Raw genomic sequence first — 17,636 nt, forward strand, 5'->3', positions numbered from 1 at the left:
GGTCAGTCATGCCAGACAGCCCCGCGAAATACGTCGCCGCCATCGACCAGGGCACGACGTCCAGCCGCTGCATCGTCTTCGACCACGACGGCGCGATCGTCTCGGTCGACCAGCGCGAGCACAAGCAGATCTTCCCCAAACCCGGCTGGGTGGAGCACGACGCCACCGAGATCTGGTCCAAGGTGCAGGCCGTGGTCGCCGGTGCGCTCGCCAAGGCGCATCTGCGCGCGGACCAGCTCAGCGCACTCGGCATCACCAATCAGCGCGAGACGACCGTCCTGTGGGACCGCGCCACCGGACGGCCCGTGCACAACGCCATCGTCTGGCAGGACACCCGTACCGCCGCCCTGTGCACCGAACTCGGTGGCACGGAGGGCCAGGACCGGTTCCGTGAGGCGACCGGTCTGCCCCTGGCCAGCTACTTCTCCGGCCCCAAGGCCCGCTGGCTGCTCGACAACGTGCCCGGGCTGCGCGAGCGCGCCGAGCGCGGCGAGATCGCCTTCGGCACCATGGACTCCTGGCTGATCTGGAACCTCACCGGCGGCACGGACGGCGGTATGCACGTCACCGATGTCACCAACGCGGGCCGGACCATGCTGATGAACCTGTCCACGCTGGAGTGGGACGCCTCGATCCTGTCCGCGATGGAGCTGCCCGCGGCGATGCTCCCGGAGATCCGTTCCTCCGCCGAGGTCTACGGGACGGCCGTGGGCCAGCTCGCCGGAGTGCCCGTCGCCTCCGCGCTCGGCGACCAGCAGGCCGCCGTCTTCGGACAGGCCTGCTACGACAAGGGCACCGCCAAGAACACCTACGGCACCGGCAGCTTCCTGCTCCTCAACACCGGGACCTCGCCCGTCCCCTCGAAGAACGGGCTGCTGACCACGATGGGCTACCGGATCGGCACCGAACCCGCGGTCTACTGCCTGGAAGGGTCCATCGCGATCACCGGCGCCCTGGTCCAGTGGTTCCGCGACCAGCTCGGCATCATCGCCAACGCCGACGAGATCGAAACGCTCGCGGCCAGCGTGGACGACAACGGCGGCGCCTACATCGTCCCGGCGTTCTCCGGCCTGTTCGCCCCGTACTGGCGCAGCGACGCGCGCGGGGTGGTGACCGGTCTCACCCGCTACGTCACCAAGGCCCACCTGGCGCGTGCCGTGCTCGAGGCGACGAGCTGGCAGACCCGGGAGGTGGTCGACGCCATGTACCAGGACTCGGGCGTGCGCATCTCCACCCTCAAGGTGGACGGCGGCATGACCAAGAACAATCTGCTGATGCAGCATCAGGCGGATGTGCTCGGTGTCCCGGTGATCCGGCCCAAGGTCGCGGAGACGACCTGTCTGGGCGCCGCCTACGCGGCCGGTCTCGCCACCGGTGTCTGGAGTGGCCTGGACGAACTCAAGGCGCACTGGAAGAAGGACGCCGAGTGGACGCCGTCGATGCCCGAGGAGGAACGCGAGCGCGAGTACGGGAACTGGCGGCACGCGGTGGAGAAGAGCTTCGGCTGGATCCGGGAGGAGTAGAGCAGCGGCCGCTCCACAGGGTGATCCGCGAGCCCTGTCGCGAGGGCGCGTAGGGCTCGCGGATCAGGACGGAGGACGGCGGGGGCGCTGAGCACCCCCGCCGTCCGGTGCTACGCCCCGGTCGGCCCTCGCGAGCCGAGCAGGACATCGGCCAGGGACGTGAGTTGACCGGCGGGCCCCGAGCCCGCGTAGAGCCCGCCGGTGGCGAAGGCTCCGACGATCGCCAGGTGCAGCTGGTCGGCCAGCTGGTCGCTCCCCGTACGGCCGAGGCGGGCGGTCAGGGCCCGCAGTCTGCGCCGCAACTCCTCCTCGTGCGCGAGGCAGCGGTCCCGTACGGACGAGGGAGAACCCTCGTACTCGGCGGCGGTGTTGACGAACGCGCAGCCCCGGTAGTTCTCCTGGGCCGCCAGGTCCTGCATCCAGGAGAGCTGGGCGTCGAGTTCGTCCCGCGGTTCGGGGTGCCGCGCGGCGATGTCGTCCCAGGCCGACCAGAAGGCGTCGTCGCGCCGTTGCAGCACCGCGAGCACGAGATCGTCCTTACTGGGGAACCACCGGTACAGGCTCGCCTTCGCCATACCGGATCTGCGGACGACCTCGTCGATGCCGACCGCGCGGACGCCGTTCTCGTAGAAGAGGCCGGAGGCGATGCCGACCAGCTTCTCCCGTGCGGCCGCGCCGCGCAGCTGCCTGGGCTTCTCGCTCAAGCGTCCTCCGATACCTCTGTGACGATGACGGCCTTGCCCAGGCCGCGCCGTTGCCAGAGCCATTGTTGTGCCTCGGCCGCCTCGGCGAGCGGGAACCGGGCACCGACCACGACCCGCAACCGGCCGGTGTCCATCAGTGCGGCGATCTCCCGGAGCCCTTCCGGGTCCGGTTCCACCAGGCACGAGACCGCCCGGATGTCACAGCGCAGGGCCTCGTCCCGGTACCCGGGGACGGACCACGCGGACGCCAGGGCGACCGTGCCACCGGGCCGGAGCAGCGCGAAGAGCGAGCGTCCGAAGTCGTGTCCGACCAGATCGATCACCGCGTCCGCCGGACCGGCTCCCGCGACGGCGGCGGGGTCGGTGTGGTCCACGCACCGGGTCGCGCCGAGCTCGTACAGGGGCGCGTGGTAGCGCGGGCGGGCCAGCGCGGTGACCGTGGCGCCGCGCACCACCGCCAGCTGTACGGCCAGGTGGCCGACCCCGCCGGAGGCACCGCTGACGATCACCTGTGTGCCGGGGCCGACGCGGGCGGCGTCGAGCATCTGACGGGCGGTCAGTGCCGCCATGGGCAGCGCCCCCGCCTCGGGGAACGAGGCCGTGGACGGCATCGGTACCAGGTGGAAGGCCGGTACGGTCACGAACTGGGCGTAGGCCCCGGCGGGGTACGGGAACCGGGCGAGGCCGAAGAGCCGGTCGCCCGCGGAGTGCCGGGTGACCCCGTAGCCGACCGCGTCCACCACACCGGCCACGTCCCAGCCCGGCACGAACGGCAACTCCATGGACTGCTCGTAACCGGCGTTGCGCCCGGTGAACACGTCGATCGGGTTGATGCCCGCCGCGCGGACGGCGAGGCGCACCTCGCCGGCGGCGGGCTCGGGGAGCGGGGCGTCGACGACCGTCAGGGGGTCGCCCCAACGCGCGTGCAGGGCGGCGCGCATGATGCCGCGACTGGGGCCCGCGGAGCCGACGATCACGAGGCACGCACCAGATCCGAAGCCGCCACGCCGCACTGGCGCGCGACGCCCGCGACGTCGAAGTGGAAGCTCTCCCAGGCCACTTGGCCGTCGGCGAACCGGAACAGAATGAAGACCGGGACCTCGACCCGCGCGCCGTTGGGCTCGGCCCCGCTCGCGGTGAAGGCGGGCGTGAAGGAGATCTCCCCCCAGCAGCACAGGGTGCCGTCGTCCAGACCGTGTCCGTCCAGACGTACCCGGTAGTCGGGCGCGAAGGCGAACCAGCTCTGGAGCGCCGAGTCGATCTCCGGCCCTGCGGAACGCGATCCGAGCGGTGGCGACTCCAGCACCGCGTCCCGGTGGTAGACGGCCCTCGACGCCGCCACGTCCTGGCGGCACTTGGCCTCCGCCAACCTCGCCACGATCTCGACCGCTTCCTTCAATTCGGGAGATGTCCCGCCCATGTGTGCATCCCTCCGGCACTTAAAGAGACAGATCTGTCTTCTTTTATCGGGCACGAATCCCCTGCGGTCAAGGGGCAACGGGTGACGACTGCTGCGGCTGTCGGGACATATCAGGAGTAAGGGGTCCGGTCCCGGCGCGGCAACAGACGGGCCGGACGCGTCGGCACGGGGTCGAGGGGATCAACTTCGCGGACACGACCGGGAGTTGAGGCAGAACAGCCGAACGGTCCGTCCCCGTCGGCAGGGGCACGGACCGTTCGGCATGACAAGGCTGGTGGCGGTCTCAAGAACGCCGCACTCCAGTGGCGTTGGGGCTCCTGGAGTCTGTTCTCAGTTGGCGGCCGGTACCCGGCCCGCGGCGGCGAAGACCATGGCGTGCTCGACGACCCGGATGAGGACTTCCTTGACCGTCTCGCGGTCGCGGGCGTCGCAGAGCACGACCGGCACGGCGGGGTCGAGGTCGAGCGCCTGACGTACCGTCTCCGGCGGGTAACGGTCGGCGCCGTCGAAGCAGTTGACGCCCACCACGAAGGGGATGGCCCGCCGCTCGAAGTAGTCCACGGCCGCGAAGCAGTCCTCCAGGCGGCGGGTGTCGGCGAGCACGACCGCGCCGAGGGCGCCGGTGGCCAGCTCGTCCCACAGGAACCAGAAGCGGTCCTGGCCGGGAGTGCCGAAGACGTACAGGACCAGGTCCTCGCGCAGGGTGATCCGGCCGAAGTCCATGGCCACCGTGGTGGTGTTCTTGGCCTCCACGCCTCGGATGTCGTCCACGGGGCGGCCCGCCTCGCTGAGCATCTCCTCGGTGCGCAGCGGTTTTATCTCGCTCACGGCTCCGACGAGGGTCGTCTTGCCCACGCCGAAGCCGCCAGCCACCAGGATCTTCAGCGTGACAGGCTCAACCGGGGCACCGCCTCGCTCAGATCGCCCGAACATCATCGGCTTCTTCTCCTGACTGGGTGTTGTCCGTCCGGGGCGCGCCGTATCCGCCGCCGCCGGGGGTTTCGATGACGAGCACGTCGCCCGGCAGGACGTCCGCGCTGTCGCTGCCCGCGAGGGCCAGTACGCTGCCGTCCGCCCGCTCGATCCTGTTGCGTCCAAGAGCGCCCGGGGCGCCGCCCGCCATCCCGTACGGCGGCACCCGGCGGTGCTGGGAGAGGGTGGAGACGCTCATCGCCTCACGGAACCTCAGCCGCCGCACCGCGCCGTCGCCGCCGGGCCAGCGGCCCGCTCCCCCGCTGCCGCGCCGCACCGCGAACTCCTCGAGCAGGACGGGCAGTCGCCACTCCAGGACCTCCGGGTCGGTGAGCCGGGAGTTGGTCATATGGGTCTGTACGGCGGGTGCGCCCGGGAAGCCGTCCCCGGCGCCGGAGCCGGAGGCGACGGTCTCGTAGTACTGGTGACGCTCGTTGCCGAAGGTCACGTTGTTCATCGTGCCCGAGCCCTCGGCCTGCACCCCGAGCGCGGCGTACAGCGCGCCGGTGACGGCCTGCGAGGTCTCCACATTGCCCGCGACGACGGCCGCGGGCGGCTCGGGAGCGAGCAGCGATCCGGGCGGCACGACGAGGGTGAGCGGCCGCAGGCAGCCGTCGTTGAGCGGGATGTCGTCGGCCACCAGGGTGCGGAAGACGTACAGCACGGCCGCGTTGACCACGGAGTAGGGCGCGTTGAAGTTCGTGGCGAGCTGGGGCGAGGTGCCGGTGAAGTCGATGGTGGCGCCGCGGGCCGCGCGGTCCACTGTGATCCGGACCCGGATGACGGCGCCGGAGTCGGTCTCGTAGGCGCAGGAACCGTCGTCGAGCGCGTCGACGACGCGGCGCACCGCTTCCTCGGCGTTGTCCTGGACGTGGCGCATATAGGCCTGGACGACGTCGAGTCCGAAGGTCTCGATCATCCGGCCGACCTCGTCGGCGCCCTTCTGGTTGGCGGCGATCTGGGCCCGGAGGTCGGCGATGTTGGTCCGCGGGCTGCGCGAGGGGTGCGGTGCCCCGGTCAGCAGCTCCAGGGTCTCGGCCTCGCGGAAGCGTCCGGCCTCGACGAGCAGCCAGTTGTCGAAGAGGACGCCCTCCTCCTCGATGGTGCGGCTGTGCGCGGGCATCGAGCCGGGGGCGATGGAACCGATCTCGGCGTGGTGCCCGCGGGAGGCGACGTAGAAGAGGATCTCTTCGCCCGGCGCGTCGAAGACGGGCGAGACGACCGTGACATCGGGCAGGTGGGTGCCGCCGTGGTACGGGTCGTTGACGGCGTACGCGTCGCCCTTGCGCATCGAGCTGCCGCGGCGGCGGATGCACTCCTTGACGCTGGTGCCCATGGATCCCAGGTGCACCGGGATGTGCGGGGCGTTCGCTACGAGGTTGCCCTCCGGGTCGAACAGGGCGCAGGAGAAGTCCAGCCGCTCCTTGATGTTGACCGACTGGGCCGTGGACTCCAGGCGCGCGCCCATCTGTTCGGCGATGGACATGAAGAGGTTGTTGAAGACCTCGAGCAGGACCGGGTCGGCCTTGGTGCCCGCGTCGGGCCCGGCCGGTGCCACGACCCTCTCCATGACCAGGCGCCCCTCGTCGCCGAGCGCGGCCCGCCAGCCCTCGTCGACGACGGTGGTCGACCCCGACTCGGCGATGATCGCCGGTCCCTCGACCGCTTCGGCCCGGCCCAGCGACTGCCGCTGGTACAAGGGCACTTCGCGCCACCGGCCGCCGGTGTGCAGCCGCACCCGCTCCGGCGGCGGGCCGCTTGGGTCCGCGGCGCCGAGGTGGGAGAGGTCGGGCGGTTCGGTCAGGCCGGTGGCCTCGACCGAGAGGGCCTCCACGACGACGGGACGGTCCAGGGTGAAGGAGTAGGTGGCCCGGTGCCGCTCGGCGAACTCCTCGGCCATCGCGGGGACTTCGCCGAGTTCCACACCGATGGTGGTGTCGGTGCCGTCGTAGCGCAGATGGGCGGTGCGGGTGACGCGCACCCGGTCCTCGGGCACGTCCTCGGCCCGCAGTTCGGCCCGGGCGGCGCTCTCCAGTTCCTCGGCGACGGCGCGTACGCCGGGCATGCCCGGCTCGTCGAGCGGGGCCTCCACGGACTGTTCCCGCATGGCGGTGGTGTCGGCGAGGCCGATCCCGAGCGCGGAGAGCACGCCGGCCATCGGGGGCACCAGGACACTGCGGATGCCGAGGGAGTCCGCGACCTTGCAGGCGTGCTGGCCGCCCGCGCCGCCGAAGGTGGTCAGCGTGTAGCGGGTGACGTCGTGGCCCTTCTGGACCGAGATCCGCTTGACGGCGTTGGCGATGTTCGCGACCGCGATCCGGACGAAGCCCTCGGCGACCTGCTCGGGCGTACGGGCGTCGCCGGTGTCACGAGTGATCCGTTCGGCGAGTTCCGCGAAGCGTGCGCGGACCAGCTCCTCGTCCAGCGGCCGGTCGCCGTCCGGCCCGAACACCCGTGGGAAATGGGCGGGTTGGATCCGGCCGAGGGCCACATTGGCGTCGGTTACGGTGAGCGGCCCGCCACGCCGGTAGCAGGCCGGGCCCGGGTCGGCGCCCGCCGAGTCGGGGCCCACCCGGTAGCGGCTGCCGTCGAAGTGCAGGACCGAACCGCCGCCCGCGGCCACCGTGTGGATGTCCAGCATGGGCGCCCGCAGCCGCACTCCGGCGATGCTGGTGGTGAACACCCGCTCGTACGCGCCCGCGAAGTGCGAGACATCGGTCGAGGTGCCGCCCATGTCGAAGCCGATGACCTTGTCGTAACCGGCGCGCTGCGACATCCGGGCCATCCCGACGATGCCGCCCGCCGGTCCGGACAGCACCGCGTCCTTGCCGCGGAAGGTGCCCGCCTCGGCGAGCCCCCCGTTGGACTGCATGAACATCAGCCGTACGCCGCGCAGTTCGGCGGCGACCCGGTCCACGTAGCGGCGCAGCACCGGCGAGAGATAGGCGTCGACCACCGTGGTGTCGCCGCGCGGCACCAGCTTCATGAGGGGGCTGACCTCGCTGGACAGGGAGATCTGCGGGAAGCCGATCTCCGCGGCGAGGCCGGCCACCGCCCGTTCGTGCGCGGGGTGTTGATGGCTGTGCATGCACAGCACGGCCACCGCGCGGATCCCGTCCTCGTACGCCTCCCGGAGCCGTGGCCGCAGGGCGTCCAGGTCGGGGGCGCGCAGCACGGTGCCGTCGGCGGCGAGGCGTTCGTCGACCTCCACGACCCGTTCGTGCAGCAGTCCGGGCAGGACGATCTCGCGGGCGAAGATCTCGGGGCGGTTCTGGTAGGCGATGCGCAACGCGTCGCCGAAGCCGCGGGTGACCACCAGGGCGGTGCGCTCGCCCGTGCGTTCGAGCAGCGCGTTGGTGGCCACCGTGGTGCCCATCCGGACCGCGTCGATCCGGGCGTCGGCGAGCGAGCCCTCGCCCGCCTCGGCGAGGAGCGCGGCGATGCCCGCGACGGCGGCGTCCCGGGCCGGGTGCGCGGGATCCGCCTGGCTCACCGGGTTCGCGGAGAGGAGCTTGTGCGTCAGCAGCGCACCGTCGGGACGCCGCGCGACGATGTCCGTGAAGGTGCCTCCCCGGTCAACCCAGAACTGCCAGCCCGCCACGTCGCACTCCCGCTTCCACGCTGCTCACAGGGCCCGCAGGCCGTCGATCACGTCGCGCAGAATACTCTCGTCGGGCAGCTGGGCCGGGGGGACGGGACGGGTCACATGGACCAGTTCGGCGCTGACCAGATCGCCGATCAGAACGCGGACCACGCCGATGGGCAGGTCCAGTTCGGCGGCGAGTTCGGCGACCGACTGGGGCGTGTCACGGCACAGCGCGACGATGTCGACATGCTCCGGCGACAGGGTCTGGTCGGCCGCCGGATCACCGGCCCAGGACTCCGCCACGACCACGGCGATCAGGTCGAGGCGGTGCTGGTTCGGGCTCGACGTCCGGCCCCGCGTCATGGCGTACGGGCGTACTACGGGACCGGCGTCCGCGTCGAAGAAGTGGGGACTGTCGTGACCGTCAGCGCTCATGCCACCCCACTACCCGCCGGCGCGCGGCGCGGTGCCCAGGTGCGCACCGACCCGCTTGACCAGAAGCGTCATCTCGTACGCCACTTGGCCGACATCGGAGTTGGCGTCGGAGAGCACGGCCAGACAGCTGCCGTCGCCCGCCGCCGTCACGAACAGGAAGGCGTCGTCGAGTTCGACCACCGTCTGCCGGACGCTGCCCGCGTCGAAGTGACGGCCGACGCCCTTGGCGAGGCTGTGGAACCCGGAGGCGACCGCGGCCAGGTGCTCGCTGTCCTCCCGGGTCAGGTCCCGTGAGACACCGGTGGGGAGGCCGTCACCGGAGAGCACGAGCGCCTTGCGGATGCTGGCCACGCGCTGGACCAGGTCGTCCAGGAGCCAGTTCAGCTCGCCGGTCCCTCCTGGCACCGGGATGCGCCCGGCGGCGTGCGGTGTGGTCATCGGCCGTCCCCCTCAAATGTCGTTCCTTGTGCGGTGCCCTCGGTGGTGCCGGGGCCTGTCGTGGTCGCTTCGTTTCCGCCGCTCTCGCCGCGGCCGCGCTGCCAGCCGCGCTGCAGCGAGGCCATCCGGCTGCGTACCTCGTCGGCGTCCCGGTCCGCCGGGTCCTGGCGAACGGCGGGCGCCGGGCTCTCGCGCTCGGCACGCCGTGCGGGGCCGTCCTTGAGCTGGGGCGCGAGGTTCGCCTGGCGCACCCGCCTGGGCAGTCCGCCCAGTTGGGGGTCGCCGGAGTGCGGCGCCTGGGGCGCCGCGGGGGGCAGCTCGCCCGGGCCGACCGGAGCCGCACCGGGCTCCTCGTACCCGCCGGGCCGCTGCTCGGAGCGTCGCCGGGAGTCGTCCACCGGACGGCCGTGCGAGCTCACGAGCTTGGGCGCCGAGCGGCGCGGCAGCGGCCGCAGTCCGTCCGGGTCGGCCGGGCGGGTCGGTTCGCTCCGGCCGTCGCGGGAGTGGTGGTGCTGCTCGGGCGGCAGCGGTGCGACGGCCCGGCGCGGCCTGAAGACGCCGCGCTCGCTCTCGTCGTCGATGAGTGCGCCGGGGAATTCGGCGAGTTCGTCGGTACCGACGGGTGCCTCCAGCTCGGCCGGGCCGCCCGCCGGGGACGGCGCACCGCCGCCTCGTCCGGCGGGAATGGTCAGTGCGGTGCGCCGGGCGCCACCCGCGTTCGCGGCGACGACACCTTCCGCCGCGCCCACCCGGACGCCTCCGGTGTCCTCGTCGCGGTACCTGTCCTCGCCGTCCGTCTCCGTGTCCTGCGCCTCGGAGAGCAGGGCGTCGGGGATGAAGACGACGGCCGTGGTGCCGCCGTACGGGGAGGGCTGGAGCGAGACGCGTACGTTCTGCCGCTGGGCGAGCCGGCTGACCACGAACAGGCCGAGCCGGTCGGTGTCGGAGAGTTCGAACTCGGGGGTCTCGGCGAGCCGCAGGTTCGCGTCGAGCAGCGCATCGGCCGCCATTCCGAGACCGCGGTCGTGGATCTCCAGGGTGAAGCCGTTGGCCACGCGCTCGCCGTGCACCTGCACCGTGGTGTGCGGGGGCGAGAACACCGTGGCGTTCTCCAGGAGTTCGGCGAGCAGGTGGGTGATGTCGGCGACGGCGGGGCCGGTGACGGCCATCCGCGGCAGTCGCCGCACCTCGATGCGCTCGTAGTCCTCCACCTCGGCGACCGCGGCCCGCACGACGTCCATCAGACGGACCGGCTTGCGCCACTGCCGCGAGGGTGCGGCGCCGGAGAGGATGACCAGACCCTCCGCGTGACGGCGCATACGGGTCGTGAGGTGGTCCAGGCGGAACAGGTCGGCGAGTTCGTCGGTGTCCTCGGTCCTGCGTTCCATGGTGTCGAGCAGGGTGAGCTGACGGTGCAGCAGCACCTGGCTGCGGCGGGCGAGGTTGACGAAGACCTCGGAGACGCCCTGGCGCAGTTCGGCCTGCTTGACGGCGGCCTCGACGGCGGCCCGCTGAAGCGAGTTGAGTGCCTGGCCGACCTGACCGATCTCGTCCTTGTCGAAGTCGCGTGAGGGCGACTCGGAGTCGACGTCGACGCGTTCACCCGCGGCGAGCCTGCGCATCACGCCGGGCAGCCGGACACCGGAGGCCTCGTGGGCGTCCTGGCGCAGCCGGCGCAGGTCGCGGATGAGGCTGCGGCCGATCCGGATGGAGAGGAAGAGCGAGAACAGTACGGCGAGCAGGCCGAGCGCACCGGCCAGGGCCGCCTTGGTGACCACGCCGAGGGCCACCGGCTCCACCCGGTCGGTGAAGCGGTCACGGGCCGCGAGCCCCTCTTTGGAGAGGTTGTCGAGGGTCTGGGTCGCGATGGCGTCCCAGCGGTCGCTGGTGATCGCGCGGGGGGAGCCGGGCGAGGAGTCGCTGATCGACTGCTCGGCGCCGCGCAGTGCCGCGGTCTGGCCGCCACGCCAGTAGCCCTCGAAGTACTGGGCCTCCTTCTCGGGCAGCAGCGGCAGGTTGACGTCGTAGAGGAGCTCGCGCTGGGCGACGAGGTCGGAGATCTGCCGGATCTCCTGCCGGTCCAGGTGCCCGGCGACCAGGGCCGAGGCGAGCAACGCGTCCTCGCGGGCGAGCAGTTCACGTGCCTGCGAGCCGCCCACCAGGGCGCGGCCGTGCTTGTCCACCTCGGCGTCGTCGAGGCCGCCGAGGGTGAGCAGGAGGTCGTGGCAGGGCTCGATGAGCTGGCTGTACTGGTTGAGGACCGTGGACCGGGTGGCGGAACCGTCGGCGACGGTGCCGCGCAGCGAGCCGATGTCGTCGAAGGAGTCGAGGATCTCGTCCAGGCGCTTGTCGGACTCGGCGTTCAGGGAGTCGCGGGCCCCCGAGTCACGGATCTTGTCCTTGAGTTCGCCGATCGCCTTGTCGGTGGCGGACCGGCTCGCCTCGAGCTTCTTGAGCGCGCCCTCGGCACGAGTGTCGGCGAGGTAGACCATGGTCTGTCGCCGCTCGCGCTGCACGACGAGGATGGTGTCCTCGACCGGGAAGCCGATCTTGTCGACCGCCTCCGCGACTCCGAGCAACTCCTGGGCCTCGCGCCAGGTGATCACCGTGGCGAAGGCCCAGATTCCCGTCAGGGACAGCAGTGGCACCAGCAACAACGCCACGATCTTCCGGCGGATGGACTTCCCGCGAAAGCGCATGGCCTCCCCTTGATCGACGCCCGGGTGATTCGGGAGCGCTCCGTGGTCAAACAGCGGTCAACAAACGGCGCGAGCCTACTACTGACGAGGGAACATCTCGAAGGCGTGGCCGGAGGCTTTCACTCCGCCTGCACGACCTCCCGTCCCCAGTTGTCCGGCCATTACGGGAGATTGCCCACCGCACTGTGGCGGATCCGTCCGCAAACCTTCCGCCCCCACCTGGTGCACAGTTGACCGGATCTCGTCGTTCGGCGGGAATCCTCGGGCCGTCCTGATCGTCCACGGTTACGGCGACTCGGTGGGAAAATGACTTACCTGGACCGAGTGCTCCTCCCGTCGGCCCCCGGCGGGCGGGACGCGCGGCCGGGCTCGGAGCCGCAACGAACAGCAGCCAGGCGGCCGGTGGGGAGTGACGAGTTCATGTACGGAGCGCAGCAGGGTCCCGGAGGCAGAGCGCGCGAGGGTGCGCAGGCGAGCGCGGGCCCGGCGGATCCGCGTGCCGACGGCGCCCTGTGGCGGGACGAGCCGGTGGGCCGACGGCGGATGCCGGACGCGGTGCGCGGTGCCGCGGTGCGTGCGGTGATGATCGTGGCGTTGACCCTGGTGCAGGCCGTGATCGCCTTCTTCTGCACCGTCGCCGGTTCGTGGCTGGCGTTCCCGATGGTGCTCAGCAGTGTGGGCAGCACCGTGGTCGCGACGTGGGGTGTGCTCGACGTCTGGGTGACCCGTCAGGTGTGGAACCAGCGCAACGGCGTGGTCTCGGAGCCCAGCAGTACGGCACGCCGACTGCGCCGTGAGCGCCGTCGCGCGCGCCGTGAGACACGCGCGCCGGAACGCGCCGGGGATCATGCCGGGCGGCACGGCGCCGCACGGCGGTTGTCCCACTCCTGAGCCTGTCCCGGCCTGCGCGCCGGGCGCTCAGGGCGGGTGTCGCGCGCACGTGTGCACTCCGGCGCGCCCGGCCCCACCGACGATTTTTGGCCCGATTCCGGTCCGGCGGGGTCCGATACCCGGATCGTCTCACCCCTCGGGCACATATCCGACCGGCCCCGTGTCCACAGGGATTCCGGTCAGGACGCCACGTCGGCCGCGAGACCTCGTACACCCTCAACTGCCGTGGCCCAACGCTCCGTTCGGACTCGCCGCCCCGTTCAGGCCCGCTCGGCCGCCGGGCGCCGGAACATCCGGGTGGCCGTGACCTCTCCGTGCACGGTCTCCTCCCCCGCCGCCTGTGCGGGCAGCCCGGGGCGCAGGTGCTCCTCCACCCGGATGTACTTCAGCCCCGCCCGCAGGTCGGCGTCGTTGCGCAACCTGATGACCAGGGGGAACTCGGCGAGCGCCGTGGTGTCGAACAGGCCGGTGGTGTAGAGGAGTTGCACGCCGAGCGCGTCCGCCACCGCGCGCTGGAGTTCCAGCAGGTAGGTGGCGTTGGCCCGGCCGATCGGGTTGTCGAGGAAGAGGGTGCCCGCGTGGCGGTGCCGGTCGCGACCGCGGTCGTTGGAACGCAGGGCGGCCATGGTGCAGTACAGGGCGATGGCGGCGGTGAGGAGCTGGCCGCCGGAGAAGACGTCTCCCATCTGGCCGACGGGGACGCGCTCGGCGCGCAGTACCGCGTCCGGCTTGAGGATCTCCACGGAGATCCCCTGCGGCTGCAGGGCGGCCTGAACTCCCCGCAGCAGCAAGGACATTCCGTCGCGCCGCAGGTCGGCGTTCTTGCGTACGGCGGCGCGGGTCGCTTCGTCGATGACCTCGCCGAGCCGTTCGGTGAGCGTGGCCTGGTCGGGTTCCTCGAAGCGGATGCGCAGGAACTCCTGCCCCGACCACTCGCCGAGCCCCTCCGGCAGCCGGGAGAGCCGCTGGGCCGAGCGCAGGGTGGCCAGCGCCGATTCGACCAGGCCGCGCAGCCGGTCCACGATGCTGTCGCGGTTGCGCTCCAGTTGCTCCAGCTCGTCGGTGAGGACCCGCAGGCGCGGGGCGAAGGCGGCGGCCCACTTCGCGGCGTGCTCCGGCAGGGCCGACGCGGGCAGTTCGCGGATCTGCTGCCGCGCGGGGGTACGCACCTGCTCGTAGCGGGTGGAGTTGGCGTGCCGTACGAGGATGTCGCAGGCCTCGCGTACCGCGGTCTCGGCGGCCGAGAGGTCGGCGGCGCAGCCGCGCAGCGAGCGGCGGGTCTCGGCCGCCGCCTGCCGGGCCTGGGCCAGATCGCCCGGGAAGGGCTCGGTCCGTTCCGGGTGCTCGCCGTCGTCGGGGTGCTGCGGTTCCACGGGATCGCGCAGCAGGTCGCGTACGAGCGCGGCGGTCTCCTCGAAACCGGTGGCGGCGTCCTGTGCACCGCGGTGGGCGTCGAGGAGTTCGGTGTGGGCGGCGCGTGACCGCTCCAGCTCCCCGGTGCGCGCGGCGAGTTCGGCGGTGGCGGCGCGCAGCAGGGACTGTGCCTGTTCGGTGTCGCGGGGGACCCGGTCCTCGGGCAGCTCGGTGTGCGCCCCGCCCTCCTCGGGCGCGTGCCGCTCGGCCTCGCCGCGCAGCCGTCCGAGCTGTTCGCTGGCGGCCGACGCGCGGGTCTCCAGGAGCTGTACGTGTTCCTCGGCGCGTGCGGCGGCGGCCTGCCGGGACGGGCCGTCGGCGCCGTCCGGGGACCGCAGGAGCTGCTCGGCGCGGGTGCGCACCTTGTTGGTGAGGCGTTCCAGCTCGGCGAGGGCGGCGCTGTCGTCGCTCTCGGCGCGCGCCTGTTCGGCCCGCAGATCCGCGCCGACGCCCACCTTCTCGTAGACCTGCGAGGCCGCGCGGTAGGCCTCGCGCAATGCGGGCAGGGCCACGGCGGGACGCTGTTGCTCGCCCTGAGGGCTCTCGGGCACCTCGTCGGGGGCACCGGCGATCTCGGCGCGTTCGGCGCGCAGGGTGCGGGCGGTGCGGCGGGCGTCGTCGGCGCCGCGCTGAGCGGCACGACGGTCCTCGTCGGCCGCCCGGGCACGGTCGAGGAGGCTCTGCGCAAGGGTCTCCGACTCGGTGGCCTCGGTGGCCAGTTCGCGTACCCGAAGCTGCCAGCCCGCGCGTTCGCGCAGCCGGTGGGCGAGACCGGCGAGCGCGTCGGCGGCCCGGCGGGCGCGCTGCGCGGCCTCCTGCCGTTCGTCGCGTTCGCGGGTCGCCTCCTGGGCGGCCTCCTCGGCCTCGGCTCGTGCGAGCCGGGCCTCTTCGAGCGCGCTCTGCGACTCGGCCGCGAAGCCCCGGGCGCCCTCGGCGGCCTCGGCGAGTTCCGCGAGCCGCCCGGCGGGGCAGCTCGTGCGCCAGGAGGCGAGCCGGGCGGCCAGGTCACGGTCCAGCGCCAGGCGCCCGGCCAGCGCCCTGATCTCCTCGTCACGTACGGAGGTCCGCTCGCGCAGGGCGCGGCGCTCCTGGTCGGCGGCGTGTTCGTCGTGCATGGCGGGGTTGGGCGCGACGAGGAACACGTCCGGTTCGGCGTCGGCGGGCCCGCCGGGGGTGGGCGCGAGGAGGGCGGCGGCGGTGCCGACCGCGACCGTGGAGCGCGGCAACAGCGCGGCCTCGGCGAGGACTTCGCGGGCCCGCGCGTGGGTGTCCGGGTCGGTGATCACGACGCCGTCGACCAGTTCGGGGCGGGCCGCGAGCACCCGGCCGTGGTCGGCGGGGTCCACGGCCTGGGCGAGGTAGCGCCAGCCGGGCAGCGCGGGGATGCCGTGCTCGCCGAGGAAGGCGACCGTGGCGAGCACATCGGGGCCCGGCGGCAGCAGTCCGCCGTCGCCGAGTGCGCCCAGGATCCGGGCGTCGTCGGCGGCCTCGGTGCGCAGGTCGAAGAGCTGCCGCTCCGCCGCGGCGATGCCGGTGTCCAGGAGTGCGCGCAACTCCTCGGCGTACGTGTCCAGTTGAGGGGCACCGAACCCGCCGGGACCGGCCGCGCCACCCGCCTTCGCGGTGGGCTCCGTACCCGGTTCGCTCCGCTGGCCCGGTACGGCGGGTGCCTGCACCCCGGGCAGGCCGAGGAGTTCGGCGAACCGCTCCTCGGCGGCGAGGAGTTCGGCGGTGTCGAGCCGGTCGGCGTGGGCCCGCTCGGCGGCGGTGTGCGCGTCGGCGGCGCGGGCGGCGGTGAGTTCGGCGCGGTTCTCGGCGCCCGCGGCCGACTTGGCGGTCTCGGTGGCCCGCTGGGCGCTCTCGCGGGCCGCGTCCCAGGCGGCCACCGCGGACTTCTCGGCGTCGCTCGCGGCGAGGGCGGCGCGCGCCGGGTCGGCGTCCGGGGCGAGGCCGTCCAGCCACCCGGCGCGTACCGCCTCCTCGGTCTCCTGCGCGACCTCGTCGAGGCGCTGGCGCAGATGGCCGGTCTCGCTGCGGGCACGCTGGGCCTCGGTGGCGGCGGCGGTCGCCTCGCGGTGCGCGGCCTCCCCCTCCGCCTGAAGGGCGGCCGCGCGCTCGTCGCCCTCGGCCGCCAGTTCCTCGGCCTGCTCGGCGGCCGAGTGCAGGGCCCGGACGAGTTCGGCGGCGGCGCGGGCGCGGGCGGCCAGTGCGGGCGCGGCGTCCCGTTCCGCCTCCTGGATCGCGGCCGCGACCCGGGCGGCGCGGTCGGCGGCCGCGCGGTGCCGGAGCACGGCCTCGGCCGCCTGCCAGGCGGCGTGCAGGGTGCGGGCCTCGGCCAGTTCCCGCTTCTGCGCGGCGGCCGTCTTCTCGGCGCCCGCCAGGGCCAGACTGGCGTGCCGGTAGGCGAGTTCGGCCGAGACGAGGGCGCTGGTGGCGCGGGCCCCCTCGGCCTCGGTGACGCGGTGGGCGGCGGCGGTGACCTGCCGGGCCAGTTCGTCGCTGCGGGTGCGCTCCTGGACCGCCCGTGCGTGCAGGCGGCGGGCGAGGTGGCGGGTGCGGCGTTCGGCGCCGGTGTGGATCTCGCGGGTACGGGAGCGGGCCTCGTCCGACTCCACGATCCTGCCGAGCAGTTCCACCGAGCCCGCGGTGAAGTCGCGCTCGGCGGTCAGCTCGGCGCGCCGCCCCAGCTTGTGGGCGAAGCCGCTGACCAGGTCGGCGAGGCCGTTGGTGTCCCGGGTGTCGGTGACCGCGCGCAGCAGCAGGTCGGTGAAGTCGGAGTCCTTCTTCACCGCGAACAGGCCTGCCGCCTCGCCCTCGTCGGCGTTCATCTCCCGCTGGTAGCGGAAGAGTTCGGGGTCCAGACCCAGCTCGGAGAGGTGCTCGGTCCAGCGCTCGTGGATCTCCTCCCAGTGCACTTCGAGATGCGGATAGAACTTGCCCGCGTCGGTGAGCGCGTCACGAAAGCCCTTCATGGTGCGGCGCCGGCCCCGGGCGCCCGAGGTGCCCTCGGCGGGCGCGGACACCGCGCTCGCCTCGGCCACCGGCAGGCTGTCCAAACTCATTCCGGGCCCGGGCCGAAACGAGTACCAGGCCTCGGCGAACTTGCGCGGGTCACCGGAGACCTGACGGCCGCGCCACTCACTGGTCTTGCCCACGACCACGCACTCGCCGGTGAGGGTGTGCTGCCACTCCAGGGCCACGTGCCCGCAGTCGTCGGCGAGCAGGAACTTGCGCAGTACGCCGGAGCTGGCTCCGCCCAGGGTATTGCGGTGGCCCGGCAGCATCACCGAGAAGATCAGTTTGAGCAGCACGGACTTGCCGCCGCCGTTCTCCAGGAAGAGCACCCCGGCCGGGGCGGGCCTGCGCGGCGGCCCGGTCGGCTCCTCCTCGAAGAACTCGGCCTGCGCGGGCGCGGGTTCGGGCACCGGCTCCCCGACGGAGCGCAGGTCGAGCACGGTGTCGGCGTAGCGGGCACCGGCCGGTCCGATGGAGTAGAGGCGGACCCGGGACAGCTCGTACATGGCGGCGGACTCTCGTCGTGAAGCGGGGTGGGCG

The 17,636-nt window shown here is 72.8% G+C and carries 11 protein-coding genes; 2 read left to right on the forward strand and 9 right to left on the reverse strand.

Annotated features, from left to right (window positions below; genetic code table 11):
• Positions 1-8: 8 nt before the first annotated feature.
• Complete coding sequence (gene glpK / locus HUT18_RS02505) at positions 9-1,523, forward strand: glycerol kinase GlpK (RefSeq protein WP_176097396.1); 1,515 nt, start codon at positions 9-11, stop codon at positions 1,521-1,523.
• 110 nt (positions 1,524-1,633) lie between these two features.
• On the opposite strand, the gene HUT18_RS02510 is transcribed toward glpK, so the two are convergent.
• The 8 genes from HUT18_RS02510 to HUT18_RS02545 all read right to left on the reverse strand — a co-directional run bounded on the left by HUT18_RS02510 (position 1,634) and on the right by HUT18_RS02545 (position 11,777).
• Positions 1,634-2,227 carry a TetR/AcrR family transcriptional regulator gene (locus tag HUT18_RS02510; protein WP_176097398.1) on the reverse strand — a complete coding sequence of 198 codons (594 nt, stop codon included), beginning with the start codon at positions 2,225-2,227 and terminating at the stop codon, positions 1,634-1,636.
• Positions 2,224-3,204 carry an NADP-dependent oxidoreductase gene (locus HUT18_RS02515; RefSeq protein ID WP_176097400.1) on the reverse strand — a complete coding sequence of 327 codons (981 nt, stop codon included), beginning with the start codon at positions 3,202-3,204 and terminating at the stop codon, positions 2,224-2,226. The genes HUT18_RS02510 and HUT18_RS02515 overlap by 4 nt, the downstream gene beginning before the upstream one ends.
• Positions 3,201-3,647, reverse strand: a complete 447-nt coding sequence (locus tag HUT18_RS02520; RefSeq protein ID WP_176097402.1) for a nuclear transport factor 2 family protein — start codon at positions 3,645-3,647, stop codon at positions 3,201-3,203. Before HUT18_RS02520 ends, HUT18_RS02515 begins: the two co-directional genes overlap by 4 nt.
• A gap of 330 nt (positions 3,648-3,977) precedes the next feature.
• Positions 3,978-4,583, reverse strand: a complete 606-nt coding sequence (locus tag HUT18_RS02525) for an ATP/GTP-binding protein (RefSeq protein ID WP_176097404.1) — start codon at positions 4,581-4,583, stop codon at positions 3,978-3,980.
• Positions 4,564-8,220: a hydantoinase B/oxoprolinase family protein gene (locus HUT18_RS02530; protein ID WP_176097406.1), complete on the reverse strand. Its 3,657-nt coding sequence runs from the start codon at positions 8,218-8,220 to the stop codon at positions 4,564-4,566. Before HUT18_RS02530 ends, HUT18_RS02525 begins: the two co-directional genes overlap by 20 nt.
• 24 nt (positions 8,221-8,244) lie before the next feature.
• Positions 8,245-8,640 (reverse strand): DUF742 domain-containing protein, encoded by a 396-nt coding sequence (locus tag HUT18_RS02535; protein WP_176097408.1) that lies wholly within the window; start codon positions 8,638-8,640, stop codon positions 8,245-8,247.
• A 9-nt stretch (positions 8,641-8,649) separates the two neighbouring features.
• Entirely contained in the window at positions 8,650-9,078 is a 429-nt protein-coding gene (locus HUT18_RS02540) for a roadblock/LC7 domain-containing protein (protein ID WP_176097410.1), read from the reverse strand.
• A complete protein-coding gene (locus HUT18_RS02545; RefSeq protein WP_176097412.1) occupies positions 9,075-11,777 on the reverse strand; it encodes a nitrate- and nitrite sensing domain-containing protein in 2,703 nt (900 codons plus the stop codon). Before HUT18_RS02545 ends, HUT18_RS02540 begins: the two co-directional genes overlap by 4 nt.
• 420 nt (positions 11,778-12,197) lie before the next feature.
• On the opposite strand from HUT18_RS02545, the gene HUT18_RS33470 reads away from it, so the two are divergent.
• Positions 12,198-12,668 (forward strand): hypothetical protein, encoded by a 471-nt coding sequence (locus tag HUT18_RS33470; RefSeq protein ID WP_303246530.1) that lies wholly within the window; start codon positions 12,198-12,200, stop codon positions 12,666-12,668.
• Positions 12,669-12,928: 260 nt separating this feature from the next.
• Here the strand turns inward: HUT18_RS33470 and HUT18_RS02555 are convergent, their stop codons facing one another.
• Entirely contained in the window at positions 12,929-17,602 is a 4,674-nt protein-coding gene (locus tag HUT18_RS02555) for a hypothetical protein (RefSeq protein WP_176097414.1), read from the reverse strand.
• Positions 17,603-17,636: the final 34 nt, after the last annotated feature.

The sequence above is a fragment of the Streptomyces sp. NA04227 genome, from assembly GCF_013364195.1.
GTDB lineage: Bacteria > Actinomycetota > Actinomycetes > Streptomycetales > Streptomycetaceae > Streptomyces.